Here is a 16,676-nt window from a genome sequence, read left to right on the forward strand (position 1 = left end):
TGCTCCAACCGTGCGTGAACTCACGGCCCTCGCTCCGCTCGGTGCGTTCGGTCATGCTGCTCCAACCGGGCGTGAACTCACGGCCCTCGCTCCGCTCGGTGCGTTCGTTCATTTGAGGGCCTCCACGTGGGTGGCCCGCGCGGCGGCGATCGAGCCGAGCAGCGCGGCCCGCTCGGCCGGCGCGGCGGCGCACGCCCTGGCCGCGTTCGTCCGGCCCTCCTGCTCGGCCCGGCGCAGCTCGGTGAGCGCGGCGTCGGGTGCCGGCGCGCTCGCCGGCGCGGCGGACGCCGGGGCGCCGGAGGGCGCCGGACGGCCGATCACGCGGCGTAGCTCCTCGGCGTGCGCCCGGTGCGCGTCGGCGATCGGGGTGAGTTGGCCGGCCAGCGCCGGAGCGGCGGTGGCGGCGGCCCGGTAGCGGGCCTCCAGCGCGAGCGCCTCGGCGGCGAGCGGCTCCAGCGCGTCGGGCGCCGGTGGCTCCTTGTCGCGGTCGAAAAGATCACAACCGGTCAGCGGCACTGTCGCGCCGCCGAGTGCCACGAGCCCGCCGGCGCGCAGCAGCCAGCGCCGGGAATGCCCCGTTCTGACCCGGTCGGATGGTGTTCTGCCGATCCCCACCTGACAGAGTCAACACCATCCGCGCCGCCTCGTGGGGCAGGGTCTCGGTGCGCCGCCGGGCCCGTCGACGGCCACAAGCGTTACGCTCTGCGCAACCACCGGGCGCGGACGCCCCGGTGGCGCGCCGGTATGGCGGGCCGATCGCCCGCACCGGCCCGGGACAACACGGCCCGCGGGTCGTGGCAACAGCAGGAGAGGTGCGCGCAATGACGCAGCGTGGCCGTGCCACCCGGTCGACGGGGCCCGCCGGGCGGCCCCGCCGATCCGACGGGCCCCGCGGCACGGACCGGAGTGGCGCACCCCGCGGCGATCTCGCCGCCCGCCGCAACCGGCTGCGCGAGGTGATCGAACCGGTCGTCACCGCCGCCGGTTACGACCTGGAGGACCTCTCCGTCTCCCGCGCCGGCCGGCGGCACGTGGTCCGGGTGATCGTGGACGCCGACGGCGGGATCAACCTGGACGCCGTGGCGGACGTCTCCCGCGCGGTCTCGGCGGCGCTGGACGCGGCCGAGGAGGCCGGCGGCGACATCGTGGCCGGCGAGTACCAGCTGGAGGTCAGCTCGCCCGGCGTGGACCGCCCGCTCACCCTGCCCCGGCACTGGCGGCGCAACGCCGGGCGGCTGGTCAAGGTCACCGTCCGCGGCGACGCGGGGGACCGCCAGCTCACCGGCCGGATCACGGCCGCCGACGACGAACGCGTGGTGCTGGAGACCGACGCCGGCCCCGCCGAACACCCGTACGCCGAACTCGGGCCCGGCCGGGTCCAGGTGGAGTTCAACCGCCTGGACGACCTGGCCGACGAGGACTTCGGTGACGACACCGACGACGACGAAGATCTGGAGGACGAGGAGAGGTGAACATCGACCTCGCGGCGCTGCGCGCCCTGGAGCGCGAGCGGGAGATCCCGTTCGACACGATCCTCGCGGCGATCGAGACCGCGCTGCTGACCGCCTACCGGCACACCGACGGTGCCGAGGCGCACGCCCGGGTGGAGATCGACCGCAAGAGCGGGGCCGCCTCGGTCTACGCGCGGGAGTTGGACCCCGACGGCACGGTGACCCGGGAGTGGGACGACACTCCGCACGACTTCGGGCGGATCGCCGCCATGACGGCCAAGCAAGTGATCCTCCAGCGGCTGCGGGAGGCCACCGACGAGGTGCACTTCGGCGAGTACGTCGGCCGCGACGGTGACCTGGTCACCGGCGTGGTGCAGGCGCACGAGACCCGCCGCGAGAAGGGCATCGTCAGCGTCGACCTGGGCAAGCTGGAGGGCGTCCTGCCGCAGTCCGAGCAGGTCCCGGGCGAGCGGTACGAGCACGGCGAGCGGATCCGTTGCGTGGTCGTGCACGTCGCCAAGGGCATGCGCGGCCCGCAGATCACGCTGTCCCGGTCGCATCCCGCGCTGGTGAAGAAGCTGTTCGCGCTGGAGGTGCCGGAGATCGCCGACGGCACCGTGGAGATCGGCGCGATCGCGCGTGAGGCAGGTCACCGCACGAAGATCGCCGTACGCTCGACCACGTCCGGCGTCAACGCGAAGGGCGCCTGCATCGGCCCGATGGGCCAGCGGGTCCGCGCCGTGATGAGCGAGTTGCACGGCGAGAAGATCGACATCATCGACTGGTCGGACGACCCGGCCACCTTCGTCGGCAACGCGTTGTCGCCGGCCAAGGCGCTGCGGGTCGAGGTGGTCGACCTGGCCTCCCGGACCGCCCGGGTGACCGTCCCGGACTTCCAGCTCTCGCTCGCGATCGGCCGGGAGGGGCAGAACGCCCGCCTCGCGGCCCGCCTGACCGGTTGGCGCATCGACATCCGGTCCGACGCGGAGACCGCGGCTCCGCAGAGCCGGGGCGGAGCTGATCACGTACCGGAGCCGGGCGGCGCGATCTCGGGAAGCTAGGGGTAGACTTTCTCAGTGGTACGACGCGCGCTGCCGGAGCGCACCTGTGTGGGCTGCCGGAAACGAGCGCCGGCCAGCGAGTTGTTGCGGATCGTCGCGGTTGGTGACGAGGCTGGTCACATCAGTCTCCGGCCCGACCCGGCCCGCAGACTGCCGGGTCGGGGAGCGAACATGCACCCTGATCCGGCCTGCTTCGCGCAGGCGGTGCGACGCCGCGCCTTCGGGCGGGCACTGCGCCTCACCGAGGTCCCCGACCACGGTGCGCTTGCGGAGCACGTCGACGCGCAACCCCCGACGACCGGTCAACCCGACCGGTCGAGGGTCGCTAGCAAGGTAGGACGACCGACATGAGCACACGATGAAGTCCCAGAAATGACCAGGCTTCAAGTGCACGAGTGAGGTCGCTGCGGGTGCTGCCCGCACGACCTCGGAGTGAGGAGTGCAGTGGCAGGAAAGGCCCGCGTACACGAGCTCGCCAAGGAGCTCGGGGTCGAAAGCAAGACCGTTCTCGCCAAGCTCAAGGAGATGGGCGAGTTCGTTAAGTCCGCGTCCAGCACCGTCGAGGCGCCTGTCGCCCGGCGGCTGCGTAGCGCGTTCGTGGCCGGTTCGTCGGCGCCCGCCGGCCCGCCGGCTGCCGCGCCCAGTGGCCCGGCGCCGACCCCGACGCCCACCCCGACCCCGGGTGCCCCCCGGGTCTCGGCCAAGCCGATGCCGCCCCGGCGTCCGGCCGCGCCGACCCCTGGACCGAAGCCCAAGGGCCCGGTCCCCGGCCCGCCGCAGCCGGCGACTCCGGTCGCCAAGCCGGCGAGCGCGCACGACATCGAAGTGGCGGCCGCCGAGGCGCGTGCCGCCGCCCTCAAGGCTGAGCAGGAGGCCGCGGTCAAGGCCGCCCAGGCCGCCCGCCAGCAGCAGCGCGAGACCGTACGCCGGGAGCCCCCGGCCGAGGGCGGCCCGCGCCCGGGTCCGCGTCCCGGTCCGAACGCCATGCCGCCGCGTCCGGGTTCCCCGGCCGCCGGTCGTCCCGGCGGTCCGGGTCAGGGTCAGGGCCCCGGTGCCCGGCCCGGCGGTCGTCCGCCGGCGCGCGGCGCCGGTAACAACCCGTTCGGTATCCAGGGCGGCCAGCAGCAGCGGCCCCCGGCCGGTGGTGCGGGCGGTCCCCGTCCCAGCCCGGCCGGCATGCCGCCGCGGCCCAGCCCGGCGTCGATGCCGCCGCGGCCGAGCCCGGCCTCGATGCCGAGCCAGCGGCCGACCACCGGCCGTCCCGGCGGCCCCGGTGGCGGACGTGGCGGGCCCGGCGGCGGCGCCGGTCGTCCCGGCGGTGGCGGTGGCTACCGCGGTGGACCCGGTGGTGGCGGCGGTGGCGGTGGCTACCGCGGCGGTCCCGGTGGTGGCGGCGGTGGCGGTGGCTACCGCGGCGGTCCCGGTGGTGGCGGCGGTGGCGGTGGCTACCGTGGCGGTCCCGGTGGCGGTGGCGGTGCTCCCGGTGGCGGTTTCCGTCCGGGTGGTCCGGTCGGCGGCGGTGGCCGTCCCGGCGGCGGTGGCCGTGGCCGTGGCGGTGGCGCGGCGGGTGCCTTCGGGCGTCCCGGCGGCCGGCCGACCCGCGGTCGCAAGTCCAAGAAGCAGCGCAGACAGGAGTTCGACAACCTGTCGGCCCCGACCATGTCCTCGGGCGCGCCCCGCGGCCAGGGTCAGGTCGTCCGGTTGTCCCGTGGCGCCTCGCTGTCGGACTTCGCCGACAAGATCAACGCCAACCCGGGTTCGCTGGTCCAGGAGATGTTCAACCTGGGCGAGATGGTGACGGCGACCCAGTCGTGCTCCGACGAGACCCTGCAGCTGCTGGGCGAGCACCTCGGCTTCGACGTGCAGATCGTCAGCCCGGAGGACGAGGACCGCGAGCTGCTCGCGCAGTTCAACATCGACCTCGACGCCGAGGTCGCGGAGGACCGCCTGGTCAGCCGTGCGCCGGTCGTGACCGTCATGGGTCACGTCGACCACGGTAAGACCAAGCTGCTCGACGCGATCCGCAAGGCGAACGTGGTGGCCGGCGAGGCGGGTGGCATCACCCAGCACATCGGCGCCTACCAGGTCCACGTCCCGCACGAGGGCGAGGACCGCGCGGTGACGTTCATCGACACCCCGGGTCACGAGGCGTTCACCGCCATGCGTGCCCGTGGTGCCCAGGTCACGGACATCGTGATCCTGGTGGTCGCGGCCGACGACGGCGTCATGCCGCAGACCATCGAGGCGCTCAACCACGCCAAGGCGGCCGAGGTGCCGATCGTGGTCGCGGTCAACAAGGTCGACAAGCCCGAGGCGAACCCGGACAAGGTCCGCCAGCAGTTGACCGAGTACGGCCTGGTCGCCGAGGAGTACGGCGGCGAGACCATGTTCGTCAACGTGGCGGCCAAGCCCGGCATCGGCATCGAGGAACTGCTCGAGGCCGTGCTGCTGACCGCCGACGCGTCGCTGGAGCTGACCGCTCCGATCGACGGGCCGGCGCAGGGCGTCGCGATCGAGGCGCACCTGGACAAGGGCCGTGGCGCGGTGGCGACCGTGCTGGTGCAGAAGGGCACCCTGCGTGCCGGTGACTCGATCGTCGCCGGTGGGGCGCACGGCCGCGTCCGGGCCATGCTGGACGAGAACGGCAAGCCGGTCGACGAGGCCGGTCCGGCCCGTCCGGTCATGGTGCTGGGTCTGACCACGGTGCCGGGTGCGGGTGACACCTTCCTGGCCGCCGAGGACGACCGCACCGTGCGGCAGATCGCCGAGCAGCGGCAGGCGCGGAGGCGGGCGGCGTCGTTCGCCAACTCCCGTGGCCGGGCCACTCTCGAGACGCTCATGGAGCAGCTCAAGGAGGGCGAGAAGACCTCGCTCAACCTGGTGCTCAAGGGCGACGTCTCCGGTTCCGTGGAGGCGCTCGAGGACGCGCTGTTCAACCTCGACATCCCGGAGGAGGTCCAGCTTCGGATCATCCACCGGGGCGTGGGCGCGATCACCGAGAGCGACGTCATGCTCGCGAGCGCCTCGTCCGAGGCGGTCACGATCATCGGCTTCAACGTGCGGGCCTCGAACAAGGTCCGCGAGATGGCCGACCGCGAGGGCGTGGAGATCCGGTACTACACCGTCATCTACCAGGCCATCGAGGAGATCGACGCCGCGCTCAAGGGCCTGCTCAAGCCGGAGTACGAGGAGGTCGAGCTGGGCACCGCGGAGATCCGCGACGTCTTCCGCTCGTCCAAGATCGGCAACATTTCCGGCTGTATCGTCCGGTCCGGCCTCATCCGCCGCAACGCCAAGGCGCGGCTGCTGCGGGACGGGGCGGTCGTGGCGGACAACCTCACGATCAGCTCCTTGAAGCGGTTCAAGGACGACGCGACCGAGGTCCGCGAGGGCTTCGAGTGTGGTCTGACACTGGGCGGCTACAACAACGTCCAGGTCGGCGACGTCATCGAGACGTTCGAGATGCGCGAGAAGCCGCGCGCCTGACGACCACGCGTACGACCGGCCGACGGCCGGGGCCTGCGGGCCCCGGCCGTCGCCGTCTCCGCAGGCTGCGACAATCTCCGGCGTGATCCGGTACGCACTGCTCCTCGCCCCGTCCGCCAACCGCGTCTACGCCGGTGCGGCGGCCCGGCTGGCCCGCGCCGAACTGGCCGTGTTCGCCGGATCCGGCGTACTGGGCGTCGTACCGGCCGACGCGGAGGTGACCGGGATCGGCGGGGTGGAGTACGTGACGTTCACCACCGCCGAACCCGGGCTCGGCGAGCGGGACCTGGCCCACCTGGCGAACCTGTCGGCGGCGTACGCGCTGTTCGAGCGGGTCGGCGACGACCTGCTGCGGCCGGTGCCGCTGCGCCCGCTGGCCCGGTACGACTCCGACCTGATCACCATCCCGAAGTACGCCGGCAAGACCAACGAGCAGTTCACCCGGCTGCTGCTCAACGTCACGGTGCTCGCCTCCGCCGCCGCGCCGCGGATGCTGGACGGCCCGGTGGTGGTGCTGGACCCGCTCTGCGGCCGGGGCACCACGCTCAACCAGGCGCTGATGTACGGCTACGACGGCATCGGCATCGAGCGCGACGGCAAGGATGTGGACGCGTACGCGGCGTTCCTGCGTACCTGGCTGCGCCGCAAGCGGCTCAAGCACACCACCGACTCGACGTCGGTGCGCCGGGACCGCAAGCTGGTGGCCCGCCGGTTCGAGGCGGTGCTCGCGCCGTCGCGGGACGAGCACCGGGCCGGTGCCACCCAGCGGGTGACGGTGCTGCACACCGACACCACCCGTGCCCGCGAGGCATTGCGTCCCCGATGCGCGGACGTGATCGTCACCGACGCGCCGTACGGGGTGGCGCACGGCAGCCGTACCGACCAGGGGTTGTCCCGCAGCCCGCTGGAGCTGCTCACCGCCGCCGTGCCTTTGTGGCGGGAGCTGCTGCGTCCGGGCGGCGCGCTCGGGCTGTCCTGGAACACGCTCGTGGCACCGCGGGCGCAGGCGGAGGCGGTGCTGGCCGACGCCGGGCTGCGGGTGCTCGACGGTCCGGGTTTCGGTGACTTCGCGCACCGGGTCGACCAGGCGATCGAGCGGGACGTGCTGGTGGCGGTGACGCCTTAATCGCGTGCCGGGACGCGCCGCCCGGCGTACCGTTGCTCGCCGTGTATACCGGAACCGCACTGTTCGACCTGTTGCTCCCGGGTGACTCCCGGTCCCTGAAGGCCAAGCGGTCCTACGTCCGGCCGATCGTCGCCGCGTTGCGCAAGTTCGAGGTCTCCGCCGCCGAGGTGGGGGCGCTGGACCTGCACGGCCGGGCCGAGATCGGGGTGGCGGTGGTGGCCGCCGAGCCGGCTCACGTCCGCGAGGTGCTCGACTCCTGCGAGCGGCTGGTCGCCGCCCGTCCGGAGACCGAGCTGCTGTCGGTGCGCCGCCGTCTGCACGGCGCGGACGACTGACGGCGCGTCGCGCGGCACTCCGGCCGTGCCGCGCGATGCCCGGCCGGGCGCGGGTAGTGTTCTTCAGCGTTGAGCGGTCGGATCCGGCGGCGCCCACGCGCCCGCTGTCTCCGGCCGACGGCCCGGGTCGCCTGGTGATCCGGCGTCGTCATCGGTACAGGTGATCCCGGAGGTGGGGGACATGTCGGATCCGGCCAAGGTACGCAGGCACGCGGAGCGCATCCGGGAACTCGTCGCGTCGGTGGTGCGCAGCCAGATCAAGGACCCCCGGCTCGGCATGATCACGATCACCGACGCCCGGATCACCGCCGACCTGCGTGACGCCACCGTCTTCTACACGGTGCTCGGCGACGCGGCGGCCCAGGCGAGCACCGCCGCGGCGCTGGAGAGCGCCAAGGGCATGCTGCGCAGCACCGTCGGCAAGGCGCTCGGGCTGCGGCACTCGCCGACGCTGACCTTCGTCCTGGACGACGTGCAGGACCAGGTCAAGCACATCGACGACCTGCTGGCCGCCGCGCGTACCGCCGACGCCGAGGTGCAGCGGCTGGCCGCCACGTCCTCGTACGCGGGCGACGCCCAGCCGTACCGGGTCGAGGAGGACGACGACGAGGACGCCTCGGCCGACGACGAGGGCGACGACGAGCCGCGCGCCGGCGACCGCCGGTGACCGAGGCCGCCGGGCCCACCGAGACCGCGTGGGCGGCCGCCGTCGCGGCGGTACGCGATCTCCCCGCCGACGCGCGGGTGCTGCTGGTCTGCCACGTGAACCCGGACGGGGACGCGCTGGGCAGCATGCTGGGCTTCGGGCTGGGCCTGCGCCGGCTGGGCGTACGCGATCTCCAGGCCACCTTCCCCGGCCCGCCGGAGGTGCCCGAGCCGTTCCGGTGGATGCCCGGGGTGGACCTGCTGGTGCCGCAGGACGACGCGTACCCGGTGCCGGACCTGGTGATCTGCTTCGACGCGGCCAGCGAGTCCCGGCTGGGCGACCTGGCCGACCGGCTGGACACGGCGGGCACGTCGCTAGTGCTCGACCATCACGCCTCGAACAGCGGGTTCGGCCGGATCAGCCTGGTCGACCCGCACGCCGCCGCCACCTCCGTGGTCGCGCTGGAGCTGCTGGACCGGCTCGGTGTGACGCTGGACGCGGAGATGGCGACCGGGCTGTACGTCGCGCTGGCCACCGACACCGGCTCGTTCCGCTTCGAGGCGACCACGCCGGCCGTGCACGAGACGGCCGCGCGCCTGGTCGCCACCGGCATCCGGCCCGGTGACATCTCCCGGCGGGTCTTCGACACCCGCCCGTTCGGCGCCGTCCGCCTCTTCGGCGAGGTGCTCGGCCGGGCCACCCTGGAACCGGCGGCCGCCGCCGGGCACGGCCTCGTCTGGACGTACGCCACCCGCGACGACCTGGTCCGCCACGACCAGCCCGCGTACGTGCTGGAGGCGCTGATCGACTCGGTGCGCTGCACCGCCGAGGCGGACGTGAGCTGCGTGGTCAAGCAGGCGGGCGAGGCCGAGTGGGCGGTGTCGCTGCGCAGCAAGGGCGCTGTCGACGTGAGCCGGGTGGCGGTGGCGCTCGGCGGCGGCGGGCACCGGTTCGCCGCCGGTTTCACCGGCCGGGGTTCCCTCGACGAGGTGGTCGGGTGGATCCGTGCCGAGCTGGCCGCCGGCGCGGTGACCCCCGTGGCGTGAGGCGCCCGGTTAGGGCGATTCGTCCTTCTGGTCCGGTCGATCCGGTGCGGCGGCGATCGGAAGTGTGAGCCGATCGGCGCGTTTTCGGGGGATCACGACGCGTGCCGGGCTTTCCGCGGTGCGTCACCCTGGGGACAATCGGGTGATGGATCATCCCCGTGAGCTCACCGTCGAGGCGCCCCGGGCCTGGGACCGGCCGGTCGTCTCCGTGCCGGTGCTGATCTGCCTCTCCCTGGTCGGCGGCCAGTTGCCGTCCTTCTCGACCGCGGCGAACCTCTACATCCTCACCACCGGCGGGGGGCTGATCTGGGTCGGCCTGAACAACCGGGTGCCCCGGCGCCCGGCGCCGCGCCGGCTGCCGTCGGTCGCGCTGTGGTGGCTGGTGCCGGTGACCGTCTTCGGTGTCTTCGAGGGGGCGACGTTCGTGATGGCGGCGGGTGACGACTTCCCCACCTTCTCCCGGCTGGCCGATCCGCTGCTGGAGGACAACCTGGCCCGCTCGGCGGCCTGGTTCGCGTGGCTGTCCGCGTTCTGGGGACTGGTGCGCCGATGATGCGGGCACTGGCGATCGGCGGGTTCGCAGTCTCGATCGTGCTGTTCGCCGTGGTCGAGTGGGCCGCGCGCCGGGAGGGATCGCGGATCCCGTCGCTGGCCGACATCTGCGCGTTCGTGATGCGGTACGAGGTGGGTCCGGTGCCCGTCGGCCGGATCGGGCTGTTCGGCTTCTGGTGGTGGCTGGGCTGGCACTTCCTGGCCCGCTGACCGCCCTGGCCGAGCCGGGACGACGACATCGATCTTTCCGCATTTCGGGAACAGTGGGCAGTATCTGGAAAGTGAACGTTAATTTGGGTGCGGGACCGGCGCTTCGCGGCGCTGGTCACGGGCGGTGGTGCCGCACCCGGCTTCGCCTCCCTCCAGGGTCAGACCGACCCGGGCTCCCGCTGCCAGGCGAGCCGCTCCGGTGATCCCGGACCGCTGCCGGGCGCTCAGCCGCCGACGACTTCCGGTCGGGACGCGATTCGCTGTCGCGCCGAGCCGGAGCGCCGGGCGCCCGTAGGACCGCCACGTCCGGCGGTCCGCACCCTGGAAGGACCTCAGATGCCCAGCAAGCGCAAGCCGCAGAACGAGACCACCACCGACGAGACGCGCGAGCAGATGCGCCGCGCGCTGCAGACCTCGATGGACACCCGTCAGTGACGTACGCCGTCCGGCGGTGACGCCGGCCGGGCCGCACCCGCAGCCCGGCGCCCGCGTCACCGCCGCGCGGGAACCCGCTTCCGCGCTACCGTCGCCTGGTGCGACGCATTCTCGTGGTCGGCAGCTCCGGCGCCGGCAAGAGCACGCTCGCCGGCGACCTGGCCCGGCGACTCGACCTGCCGCTGATCCACCTCGACCGGCACTACTGGCGTCCCGGCTGGGCCGCCCCCACCGTCGACGACTTCCGCGCCGAGGTGGCCGCGCTCGCCGCCCGCCCGGCCTGGGTGATGGACGGCAACTACGCGAGCACCCTCGACCTCCGGTTGCCCCGCGCCGACCTTCTGGTGCTCTGCGACACCTCCCGGCCGCGCTGCCTGACCCGGATCGTGCGCCGCCGGTGGGCACATCGCGCCGCACCGCGTCCCGACCTGCCCGAGGGCTGCCCGGAACGGCTGGATCTCGACTTCCTGCGCTTCGTCTGGCGCTTCCCCCGTGACTCGCGGCCCCGGGTCTTCGCCGCGCTCGCCGAGCACGCCCCCGGGCTGCCGGTACGCCGTCTGCGCGGGCGGCGCGACACCGCCCGCTTCCTGGCCGGTGTGGGTAAGTAGTCCCTGGCCTTGTAGACCTTACTTGGGACATGCCAGGATCAGCGGCGATGAGCACCACCGCCGCTCCCGCCGTCACCGCCTCGCCGCGGCGGATCGCCGCGCTCGCGCTCCCAGCCCTCGTGGTGCTGGCCGCCGAGCCGCTCTACGTCCTGGTCGACACCGCGGTCGTCGGCCACCTCGGCCGGGTGCCGCTGGCCGCGCTCGCAGTCGGCGGCACGGTCATGACGCTCACCGCCTGGGTCGGCACCGTCGTCGCGTACGGCACCACCGGCCGCTCGGCCCGCCGCTTCGGGGCCGGGTACCGGGCCGCCGCGGTGGCCGAGGGCGTCCAGGCATCCTGGCTCGCCCTCGCCACCGGAGTGCTGGTGGCGGTCGCCATCGGCATCGGCGGCGGCGCGCTGGCGCGTACCCTCGTCGGCGGCCCCGGCGAGGTGGCCGACGCCGCCGCCGGATGGCTGCGGGTCGCGGCGCTGGGCGCGCCCGGCCTGCTGCTCGCCGCCGCCGGCAACGGCTGGCTGCGCGGCATCCAGGACACCCGCCGCCCGCTGCTGTTCGTGCTCGGCCCGAACCTGCTCTCCGCGGTGCTCTGCCCGCTGCTGGTCTACCCGGCCGGGCTCGGCCTGGTCGGCTCGGCGGTGGCGAACGCGATCGCGCAGACGCTCTCCGGTGTCCTGTTCGCGGCGGCGCTCGTCCGCGAGCGGGTCTCGCTGCGGCCCCGGCCCCGGGTGATCGGCCAGCAGCTCGTGCTCAGCCGTGACCTGCTCGTGCGGGGCGTCGCGTTCCAGGCCAGCTTCCTGTCCGCCACTGCCGTCGCGGCCCGCTTCGGCGCCGCCGCGGTGGGTGCGCACCAGATCGCCGTACAGCTGTGGTTCTTCACCGTGCTGGTGCTCGACGCCCTGGCCATCGCCGCGCAGTCGCTGGTCGGCGCCGCGCTCGGTGGCGGCGACGCGGCAGCCGCGCGATTCCTGGCGCGCCGCGTCGCGCTGCTCGGCGGCCTGTGCGGCGTGGCCTTCGCGGTGCTGATCGCCGCCGGCGCCGGCCTGGTGCCGTCGTGGTTCAGCTCCGATCCGCAGGTACGCGAGCAGGCCATGACGGCCTGGCCCTGGTTCGTCGCGCTCCAGCCGATCGGCGGCGTGGTGTTCGCGCTCGACGGGGTGCTGATCGGCGCGGGCGACGTGCGCTACCTGCGCAACCTCACCATCGTGTGCGCGTTCGGCGGGTTCCTGCCGGCGATCTGGCTGGCCTACGCGTTCGACCTCGGGCTGGGCGGGATCTGGGCCGGGCTGACGCTGTTCGTGGTGCTGCGCCTGGCCGGCCTGCTGCTGCGGACGCGCTCGGGCGCGTGGGCGGTGACCGGCGCGGTGCGCTGACGCCGATCAGCAGGGCTGGAACGAACCGGGACCGCCCGTCCACGGCTCGACCACGAAGAAGCCCTCGCCCAGCCGCGCGCAGTCGACGTTGCTCGTGCTCGCCTGAGCGGAGACGAGCCAGAGGCCACGCTTCGCCGCCGGCAGTCTGTCGGGGTGGGGGACCTCTCAGACGACCCGGTCGCGGATGGTGGCGATTCCGGCCCGGCCCGGCGTCGTCCGCGGCACGTCGAACGCGTACATCCAGACGTACTCGGTGGTGATCCGCAGGATCGGCAGGCCGTCGTCGCCGGTGACGGCCCGGTAGCGCATCTCACCCCGGACCCGGATCTCGTCGGCGCTGTCCTGCGAGCCGATCCGGGTGGCGTAGTGCAGGAACGACGAGTCCTCGAAGTCGGTACGCATCTGCGCGCGCGAGGCAGGCGCCAGCAGCGCCAGGAACGGCTCCGTGTCGCCGAGGATCATGGACAGGTCGAGCCGGGCCTGGATCAGCGCGGCCCGGACCTGGGTCAGCGCCGCGGCCACCTCGCGGGCGGTGAACGGCGGTCGCGCCGCGGCCTGCGGTAGCACGATCCCGGCCTCGCCGACCGCGAAGTCCGCGCCGAGGGTGCCGGCGAAGAGGTCGCGCGGCTCGCCCACCCGGCTGAGCGGGACCGGCGACGGGCTGGCCTCGGCCGAGGCCGCGGCGGCGCTGCCGCCCCGAACCCGGTCGACCGTGACCCGGCCGAGCACGGCCGTGCCGCCGATCAGCGCCAGCGCGAGCACCACCACGAGCGTGACGTGGCGCTTGCCGCGCTGCCGGGACCAGACCAGGCGGAACCGTTCGGCCCGGGTCAGCGGCACCTGCGCGTCCGCGCCTGTCATCCAGCTCGGTAGCTGGACCTGCTCACCCCGGGTGGCGACGACGTAGGGGTCCGGGCCGGGGGGGAGTGGTTCCGTTCTCGGTGCTCATGAGGCGTCCCAGGGAGTGCAGGGGGCGGGCCGTGCATGATCATCGCACCCGGAGGGCTGGCGCGCTGCCCCGTGCCGGCGCCGGTCAGATCCGCCCCTGCCGGATCGCCCAGGCGAGGTAGAGCATGCCGACCACGAGCAGCGTCGCCGTCACCGCGACGAACACGAACGACCCGATCGCGGCCACCGTCGGGTGCCGCTCGCCGAACCGGGTCCGGCCCTGCCAGGCCCAGATCCGGCGGCGCGCCACCGCCAGCGCCGGTACGCCGTCGACCAGGTCGGACAGGCGGCGGCCGAGGGTACGGCGGGGCGGCTCCGGATTGCGCATCCAGTCCGGCAGGTCGACTCGGGCACGGTGCGGTGGCGGGGGCGGGGCGTCGCTCATCGAAAGGCTCCTACCGCGGGGCGGTGTGGTGAGACGGGCGGGTCAGCAGGTGTCCGGCAGGTCGACCGTCTTGTCCGGGTCGAAGACCGCGTCCGGGTCCGGGTCGGCCGGACCGGCGAACGAGGGCCGGCCCAGCGCGAGCAGTCCCTTGTCCAGTGCGGCGCAGTCGATGTTGGAGGCGTACGAGTCGGCCCGCTCGATCCACAGCCCGGCGGAGGCGGTGGTCACGTCGGCCGGGTGTGGCGCGGCCAGTGTGTCGGCCACCTGCCGAGCGTGATCCGCAGGCGGTCCGCGCGGCCGGGTGGCACCTCGGGCGCGGGCTGGCGCAGCCACTCGGGCACCTGCCCCAGTTCGTCCTCCGACGGGCGATCGGTGGCGTAGGGATCGGGGACGGAACGGTGATCGGTCATCGGACTTCCCGGGCAGACGAGGCGCTGGCGCATGATCTTGGCACCCGGTCGAAGCTGGGCGGTATCCCCCGCAGGGCCGATCACCGCCGTCTGGCAGGCTTGGCGGTCGTGAGCACAGACGGTCTGATCGTGGTCGACAAGCCCGGCGGCATGACGTCGCACGACGTCGTGGCCCGCATCCGGCGGCTGGCGCGTACCCGCCGCGTCGGCCACGGCGGCACGCTCGACCCGATGGCCACCGGCGTCCTGGTGATCGGGGTGGGCCGGGCGACCCGGCTGCTCACCTACGTGATCGGCGCCGGCAAGAGCTACGCCGCGACGATCCGGCTCGGTCAGTCCACGGTCACCGACGACGCCGAGGGCGAGGTGGTCGCGACCACCCCGGCCGGCGCGGTCACCGACGACGGGGTACGCGCCGCGCTGGCCGCCCTCACCGGCGAGATCGACCAGGTGCCGAGCGCGGTCAGCGCCATCAAGATCGACGGGCGGCGGGCGTACAAGCGGGTCCGCGACGGCGAGGCGGTCGAGCTGCCTTCCCGCCGGGTCACCGTGTCGCGGTTGGATGTGCGCGCGATCCGCCGGGACGTCCCGGACGTGGTGGACGTGGACGTGGACGTGACCTGCTCGTCCGGGACGTACATCCGGGCGCTGGCCCGCGACGCGGGCGCGGCCCTCGGCGTCGGTGGTCACCTCACCGCGCTGCGGCGTACCGCCGTGGGCGGGTTCACCCTCGCCGAGGCGGCCACGCTCGACCAGCTCGAAGAACGTGCGCCGGACGTGGTCAACCTGCCGCTGGACGCCGCCGCCGGGCGGTTCTTCCCGCGCCGGGACGCCACCGCCGACGAGACCCGGGTGCTGTCCCACGGCGGGCCGCTGGCGCCGGCCGGGATCACCGGGCCGTACGCCGTCTTCGACCCGGCGGGCGGGCTGATCGCTATCGTCAGCGAGCGGGACGGCCGGGCCCGCGCGGAGATCGTGCTGGCCCCGGCCTGAACGGCGCGCGGGCGGACAGGGGGAGGAACGGCATGCAGCGGTGGCGGGGGTACGAGGCGGCGCCCGGAGGCTGGGGACGCTCGGTGGTCACCATCGGCGTCTTCGACGGCGTGCACCGGGGGCACCAGGCGACCATCGGTCACGCCGTGGCGCGCGCCCGGGAGCTGGGCGTCAAGTCGGTGGTGGTGACGTTCGACCCGCACCCGGCCGAGGTGGTACGCCCCGGCTCGCACCCGGCGGTGCTGACCGAGCCGGCCCGCAAGGCCGAGCTGATCGAGGCGCTCGGCGTGGACGTGCTCTGCGTGGTGCCGTTCACAGTCGAGTTCTCCCGGCTGCCACCCGAGGCGTTCGTGCACGACGTCCTGGTCGCGCACCTGCACGCCGCGCTCGTGGTGGTCGGCGACAACTTCCGGTTCGGGCACCGGGCCGCGGGTGACGTGCCGCTGCTGGAGCGGCTGGGCCGTACCTTCGGGTTCGCGGTCGAGGGCGCGCCGCTGGTCGCCGAGGCGGGGACCGTCTTCTCGTCCACGTACATCAGGTCCTGCGTCGACGCGGGCGACGTGGGCGCGGCGGCGGCGGCGCTCGGCCGCCCGCACCGCGTCGAGGGCGTGGTGGTCCGCGGCGACCAGCGCGGACGTGAGCTGGGTTACCCCACCGCCAACCTGCTGACCCACAGGTACGCGGCGGTGCCCGCCGACGGGGTGTACGCGGCCCGCCTGGTGCGCCGCGACGGCGAACCGCTGGCGGCGGCGGTGTCGATCGGCACCAACCCGACGTTCTCCGGCCGGGAGCGGCGGGTGGAGGCGTACGCGCTGGACTTCACCGGCGACCTGTACGGCGAGCGGCTGGCCCTGGACTTCGTGGCGCACCTGCGTGAGCAGCGGACGTACGACGCGATCGAGCCGCTGGTGGCCCAGATCGCCGAGGACGTGGAGCGCACCCGCCGGGCGGTGCTCTGACCCGCGGAGGGCGACCTTGACCGGCCGTCCGGCCCGGGGGCTGGTAAGCTGGCGGAGACGTCGGCTGACCGACGGGGGCCTCGCGTGCCTGCACGACGCCGCGGGTGCGAGGAACCGGTCCGTTGCACCGGTCACCACGACCGCTCCGGACCTCATCGAATGACCCACGAAACAGGGAGAACATGGCGCTCGACCAGGAAGCCAAGGCCAAGATCCGCCAGGAGTACGCGACCGCCGAGGGCGACACCGGCTCGCCCGAGGTGCAGGTCGCGGTCCTGACCAAGCGGATCGCGGAGCTCACCGAGCACCTGAAGGTGCACAAGCACGACCACCACAGCCGCCGTGGGCTGCTGCTGCTGGTCGGCCGGCGCCGCCGGCTGCTCAACTACGTCCAGAAGAAGGACATCAACCGCTACCGGTCGCTCATCGAGCGGCTCGGCCTGCGCCGATGACCTGACGGGGGAGTGGCCGCTGGGCCGCTCCCCCGTTCCGGTACCACCGAAGAACCCGGCCGCGCGACACCCGAGAGGGAGCCGGTCAGCACCGGTCTCCGGTAGTGGCCCCCGGGAATCCCGGCACGACGCCGGCCACCCCGGGCGCTTCGATCGAAGACCGGCCGCCTGAGCAGTTCCCGTGTCGTCGGCCGACGACGCGA

20 protein-coding genes are annotated in these 16,676 nt (G+C 73.9%); 15 read left to right on the forward strand and 5 right to left on the reverse strand.

Annotated elements, in window-relative coordinates:
• Positions 1–108: 108 nt before the first annotated feature.
• The gene (locus C569_RS0111280) at positions 109–558 is read right to left on the reverse strand and encodes a hypothetical protein (protein ID WP_026268009.1); all 450 of its coding nucleotides are present in this window, start codon (positions 556–558) and stop codon (positions 109–111) included.
• A 263-nt stretch (positions 559–821) separates the two neighbouring features.
• Here C569_RS0111280 and rimP point away from each other — a divergent pair, with 263 nt between their 5' ends.
• The 12 genes from rimP to C569_RS0111340 all read left to right on the forward strand — a co-directional run bounded on the left by rimP (position 822) and on the right by C569_RS0111340 (position 12,326).
• Positions 822–1,472: a ribosome maturation factor RimP gene (gene rimP, locus C569_RS0111285; RefSeq protein WP_018785889.1), complete on the forward strand. Its 651-nt coding sequence runs from the start codon at positions 822–824 to the stop codon at positions 1,470–1,472.
• Positions 1,469–2,512 (forward strand): transcription termination factor NusA, encoded by a 1,044-nt coding sequence (nusA, locus tag C569_RS0111290; RefSeq protein WP_018785890.1) that lies wholly within the window; start codon positions 1,469–1,471, stop codon positions 2,510–2,512. The genes rimP and nusA overlap by 4 nt, the downstream gene beginning before the upstream one ends.
• Positions 2,513–2,527: 15 nt before the next feature.
• Positions 2,528–2,863 (forward strand): YlxR family protein, encoded by a 336-nt coding sequence (locus C569_RS32255; protein ID WP_081635938.1) that lies wholly within the window; start codon positions 2,528–2,530, stop codon positions 2,861–2,863.
• 93 nt (positions 2,864–2,956) lie between these two features.
• Positions 2,957–5,998, forward strand: a complete 3,042-nt coding sequence (gene infB / locus C569_RS0111295) for a translation initiation factor IF-2 (protein ID WP_018785891.1) — start codon at positions 2,957–2,959, stop codon at positions 5,996–5,998.
• Positions 5,999–6,080: 82 nt separating this feature from the next.
• On the forward strand, positions 6,081–7,124 hold the full coding sequence (locus C569_RS0111300) for a TRM11 family methyltransferase (RefSeq protein ID WP_018785892.1): 1,044 nt from the start codon (positions 6,081–6,083) through the stop codon (positions 7,122–7,124).
• A 41-nt stretch (positions 7,125–7,165) separates the two neighbouring features.
• The gene (locus C569_RS0111305) at positions 7,166–7,459 is read left to right on the forward strand and encodes a DUF503 domain-containing protein (protein ID WP_013284668.1); all 294 of its coding nucleotides are present in this window, start codon (positions 7,166–7,168) and stop codon (positions 7,457–7,459) included.
• Positions 7,460–7,640: 181 nt separating this feature from the next.
• The gene (gene rbfA / locus C569_RS0111310) at positions 7,641–8,126 is read left to right on the forward strand and encodes a 30S ribosome-binding factor RbfA (RefSeq protein WP_026268010.1); all 486 of its coding nucleotides are present in this window, start codon (positions 7,641–7,643) and stop codon (positions 8,124–8,126) included.
• On the forward strand, positions 8,123–9,151 hold the full coding sequence (locus C569_RS0111315) for a bifunctional oligoribonuclease/PAP phosphatase NrnA (protein WP_018785895.1): 1,029 nt from the start codon (positions 8,123–8,125) through the stop codon (positions 9,149–9,151). The genes rbfA and C569_RS0111315 overlap by 4 nt, the downstream gene beginning before the upstream one ends.
• 145 nt (positions 9,152–9,296) lie before the next feature.
• A complete protein-coding gene (locus C569_RS0111320; protein WP_018785896.1) occupies positions 9,297–9,704 on the forward strand; it encodes a hypothetical protein in 408 nt (135 codons plus the stop codon).
• Complete coding sequence (locus C569_RS0111325) at positions 9,704–9,913, forward strand: DUF6186 family protein (protein ID WP_018785897.1); 210 nt, start codon at positions 9,704–9,706, stop codon at positions 9,911–9,913. Before C569_RS0111320 ends, C569_RS0111325 begins: the two co-directional genes overlap by 1 nt.
• Positions 9,914–10,446: 533 nt before the next feature.
• Positions 10,447–10,956 carry an adenylate kinase gene (locus C569_RS0111335; RefSeq protein WP_026268011.1) on the forward strand — a complete coding sequence of 170 codons (510 nt, stop codon included), beginning with the start codon at positions 10,447–10,449 and terminating at the stop codon, positions 10,954–10,956.
• A gap of 47 nt (positions 10,957–11,003) precedes the next feature.
• Positions 11,004–12,326, forward strand: a complete 1,323-nt coding sequence (locus tag C569_RS0111340; protein ID WP_018785900.1) for an MATE family efflux transporter — start codon at positions 11,004–11,006, stop codon at positions 12,324–12,326.
• A 165-nt stretch (positions 12,327–12,491) separates the two neighbouring features.
• Here C569_RS0111340 and C569_RS0111345 read toward each other — a convergent pair whose 3' ends face one another.
• From C569_RS0111345 to C569_RS33700, 4 genes are all read right to left on the reverse strand, one after another.
• Positions 12,492–13,187 carry a hypothetical protein gene (locus C569_RS0111345; protein ID WP_018785901.1) on the reverse strand — a complete coding sequence of 232 codons (696 nt, stop codon included), beginning with the start codon at positions 13,185–13,187 and terminating at the stop codon, positions 12,492–12,494.
• Between the two features lie 172 nt (positions 13,188–13,359).
• Positions 13,360–13,659, reverse strand: coding sequence for a hypothetical protein (locus C569_RS0111350; RefSeq protein ID WP_018785902.1), 300 nt, complete (start codon positions 13,657–13,659; stop codon positions 13,360–13,362).
• Between the two features lie 42 nt (positions 13,660–13,701).
• On the reverse strand, positions 13,702–13,923 hold the full coding sequence (locus C569_RS0111355; RefSeq protein WP_018785903.1) for a hypothetical protein: 222 nt from the start codon (positions 13,921–13,923) through the stop codon (positions 13,702–13,704).
• A complete protein-coding gene (locus C569_RS33700; RefSeq protein ID WP_018785904.1) occupies positions 13,884–14,069 on the reverse strand; it encodes a hypothetical protein in 186 nt (61 codons plus the stop codon). Before C569_RS33700 ends, C569_RS0111355 begins: the two co-directional genes overlap by 40 nt.
• Positions 14,070–14,177: 108 nt before the next feature.
• Between C569_RS33700 and truB the strand changes: the two genes are divergently transcribed.
• From truB to rpsO, 3 genes are all read left to right on the forward strand, one after another.
• Positions 14,178–15,062, forward strand: a complete 885-nt coding sequence (truB, locus tag C569_RS0111360; protein WP_036345644.1) for a tRNA pseudouridine(55) synthase TruB — start codon at positions 14,178–14,180, stop codon at positions 15,060–15,062.
• A gap of 32 nt (positions 15,063–15,094) precedes the next feature.
• Positions 15,095–16,021: a bifunctional riboflavin kinase/FAD synthetase gene (locus tag C569_RS0111365; protein ID WP_018785906.1), complete on the forward strand. Its 927-nt coding sequence runs from the start codon at positions 15,095–15,097 to the stop codon at positions 16,019–16,021.
• Positions 16,022–16,203: 182 nt separating this feature from the next.
• Positions 16,204–16,473 carry a 30S ribosomal protein S15 gene (gene rpsO / locus C569_RS0111370; RefSeq protein WP_013284678.1) on the forward strand — a complete coding sequence of 90 codons (270 nt, stop codon included), beginning with the start codon at positions 16,204–16,206 and terminating at the stop codon, positions 16,471–16,473.
• Positions 16,474–16,676 lie beyond the last annotated feature (203 nt).

It is taken from the genome of Micromonospora sp. CNB394, from assembly GCF_000374985.1.
Taxonomy (GTDB): Bacteria; Actinomycetota; Actinomycetes; order Mycobacteriales; family Micromonosporaceae; genus Micromonospora; species Micromonospora marina.